At 53.8% G+C, this 3,598-nt stretch carries 1 protein-coding gene; it reads right to left on the bottom strand.

What is annotated here, in order from left to right:
• A partial coding sequence (locus tag AAC620_RS12300) for a hypothetical protein (RefSeq protein ID WP_340245397.1) occupies positions 1–3,598 on the bottom strand: 3,598 nt, incomplete at both ends.

Raw genomic sequence — 3,598 nt, 5'->3', positions numbered from 1 at the left:
TCTGGGCATTAACCGCCAGCAGATTGTCGGCTGTCACACCGGTAATGCCCGCTGCGGTATATGCCGCAAGCTGATCGGTCATTGTCAGACCGCTCTCGCCCTGAGCCAAAGTCGCCGGGGCCACCGTCAGGGATGACACCACATCGCGCACATAGGCCAAAGCATCATTACCCGCCGTGACCAGAGCACTTAACTCCTCTAGGGAGTCTTTGCCATCCGCCAGTGCAACCAAGCGCAGCTGAGCATTCACCGCCAACAGGTTGTCTTCTGTCACACCCTCAACACCCGCCTGGGCATAAACAGCCTCATTAGGATTATTGGCTGCATCGGCATCTAACGTGCTGTGACCGCTCAAAATGTTGAGCGCCGTCACAACCGCCGAGGTTACTGACTGTAAATCTGCCAGCGCTGCAATATTGTTATAATCTTCCACCGCATCGCGCGCGATCACGGTTTGCAAGGCGGTTAGGTTTGCATCGCTTGCATCGGCAATCCCCAGTAACTGTAGTTGCGGAACCGTTATCCCCGGCACCGCCGCCACGCCGTCGGCGACCGTATCACGCAATGCAATCACCGCATCGGCAAAAGCCTGCAACTCTGCAGCTTCATCAATGCGCGCAAAGCCCTGAACATCCATCACTGTGTTCAAAAAGCCTACCGACAGATCCGGATCCAGTAGTGTTTCCAAACCGTTGAGACCTAACGCCTGATAATCACTCAGAGACAGCGTATCGACGCCGTTCTCAAAGCCCGCATCGGCCATCTCAACCAAAGTATTGTAAATCTCGGTCAGCTCTAACAACTCTGACTGAAGATCCGTTACCCCAACTGTCACATCAGGATCAGCAAGGATCTCATTCATGGCAGCAACTGCCGCCACGCTCACACCCGTGCCCGCAAGCACCACCTCGTAATCAAGAGCTTCCGGCGCACCCAAGCCGCCGTTATCCGTATCCAATGCTGCTGTTGGATCTTCCGAGTACGCCTTCACACGCTCAGCTGCAGTAACCACCGCATGAACCAAACCGTTCAATAGCCCAATGTCCGCCACATCGGTGTCGGCCTTGCTGGCAATAAACGCCCGCACCGTAGCCAACTGGGCGTCGGTCACGCTCTGGCCCAACAAACCCAACTGCTCAACCGTAATCGCCAAAGCGTCACTGGCAGCTGTACCCGCATCGGTTATATCTGCAGTGTACAACAGCACATTGATGGCATCAGCTAAGGCCGATAACGTGTCGACGCGATTAATCTGTTCAGGCGACTGGGTGGGCAACAGCGATGTCGCAAAGTCGACAGCGCGGCTATCAGTTAACTGCACCACACCCAGCAGGACATAATCTTCAGAGGTCGGGGCCACGGCATTTGCATGCGCTGCCGCAAAATCTAACAGATTGGTGTACGCATCAACCAACGCCTGGGTCTCGTTGCGTACATCATTGGCCGAGATCACCACATCCGTATCAGCCAAAACCGAGTTGATACTATCGACCAAATCTTCTGTGATGCCGTTCAAACGAAGCTTCTGATAGAGCTCAAAAGTTGGCAAATGAGCCGCATGCGCAACCGGATCTTCGCTGTAAAGTCGGATCGAGCTCATGGACGCATTAAAGTCATCCACCAGCCCTTGCAGTTGCGCTGCATCCGTGACCAGACCAGTGAGAGTACGGTCGGTACTTAAGGCGTCATTGAGTATCGCAACCAAAGCATCTCCATCGATGCTGTCGATATCCTCGATACCCAGCTGGGTGTAATCCTCAGCACTCGGTACGCGCTCGGCACGCTCAGGATCCACCACATAGGCAAACAGATTTTGATAGGTCCCGATCAGCGCCTCAATCTCAGTAACTGAGTTTACTGACGCAGCTAGCACACGAGGGCGATCCAAAACTGTCGCCAGTGCAGCCTCAAAGGCTGGATCTAGATCTGCATAACCAAGCGCACTGTAATGCGCATGGGTCACAGCAGTAGATGCCGTATTCGTCTGGGCTGCTGAAGCTATCGTCGACAGCGCCACTAACGCCTCCGACAAAAGCGCATCAATCTTCTCTAAACTGTCAACTTCCGAACCATCATCAGCCGTCTGCCTTAACAAACGCGTCGCCAGGCCAATCGTATTCTCATCAACACCCTGAACACCCAACAATATCAACTCGTCCTGGGTCGCAAAGGGCTCCTCGCCGGCCGCGGTACGGATCACCGCCCGGAGGGCATTGGCAACCGCCAAGGCATCAGCCCCTAGCGTCTCGTCTTGGGTATCCTGCATCAGGTCCACCACATTAGTGGCCTGTTCAATATCTTCTGCAGCCTCAGCGCTAAAGCGCAAGCTCACCGCACCGCTATCAGTATCGGTCTCTTCAGTAATAGACCCCACTAAGCCTTCAATGGTGTTGCGAACCGAACCCGTCTCCGTGTCCTTCACAGACAAAGTGGCCAACACCTTGCCGTAGGCCTCGCTGGCATCCAAACCGTCGGCCTCATCAAAATCGGCATCAAAAGTCGTAGTCACCGGCGTGCGAGTAATATCCACACCCGAAAGACCAAACAAATCCGCCACGAGAGCGTTATAAGACACCTTTTCAACCGACAGATCCGTCGGAACGGAATCTACAGCAATCCCAGCATGACGCACCGCCAATTCCGTCAAAGGAGAGACCACCAACTCAATCGGGGCAAGCTCTGGCGCCGGTGTGTCCACCACAACCATGGTGCGCAACTTTGTATCAAGACTAACTTGTTGCTTGGTCAACTCGTCTTGATAATCCAAGCCATCAGAAGACGTGTCCTCAACTTCAATGAGCATCGGGCCACGATAGCCATTGAGCAAAGTAACCTGCACACGGCCATCCTGGGTCTCAGCATCATAATCTACGCGGTAATCTTCACCCGCCGTCAACTCAATACCATCCGAACGGTAAAGCCTTACACGCGCATCAGACCCCACAAAAGGACCCGCAACAGGCGTAATCACAAAACTCGTCGTTAACGTATCAATAGGCTGAACATGAACAATATCTTCAACCAAGCCATTGCCAGCAAGATCCCGCACGGAGCCATCAGCAACTACAACTACCTCAAGGTCGCCCTGCACAAGATCCGCAACCCGAACATCAACAGCAAACTCTCTGTCAGAGGTCTGACGCAAAGACCCAGGAACGACTTCATGCGCATGCGACGCTGTCGGCGCATCCAAAAGACGACCATTAGGAGCGCCATAAACTGCACCAGACGCATCGCGCAAAATAATGCCCGCCTCCGTCAGAGAGCTTGAAGACATCGGCTCATCAAACACAAAACGAACCTCAATCACATCAGAGGTCGAGCTGTGAACACTCGGCTGATCATCCAAAACAGAAAGAAGCGACGGAGTAACCGTATCCACAACCGCTCCCACAGAACGCTCAAGACCCGTCAAAGAGACCAATGCCTCATTTCCGGCTTGGTCTGTAATTTTGACTCCTCGTTCTGCGAGGCCTGTGACCTTGAGCTCACGGGTGTTGATGTCGTCTTGCTGGACGGTGTACTCGAAGCGCAGCTTGGTCGGATCGTCGACCATTGTTCCGCTGTCGTCGACTTGAACATAGCCAACATATTGCGC

It is taken from the genome of Roseobacter sp. HKCCA2468 (assembly GCF_037805105.1).
Classification (GTDB): domain Bacteria; phylum Pseudomonadota; class Alphaproteobacteria; order Rhodobacterales; family Rhodobacteraceae; genus M30B80.
Note: the sequence above shows the minus strand (reverse complement) of the source record. Positions and strands in the feature narration are given on the sequence as shown.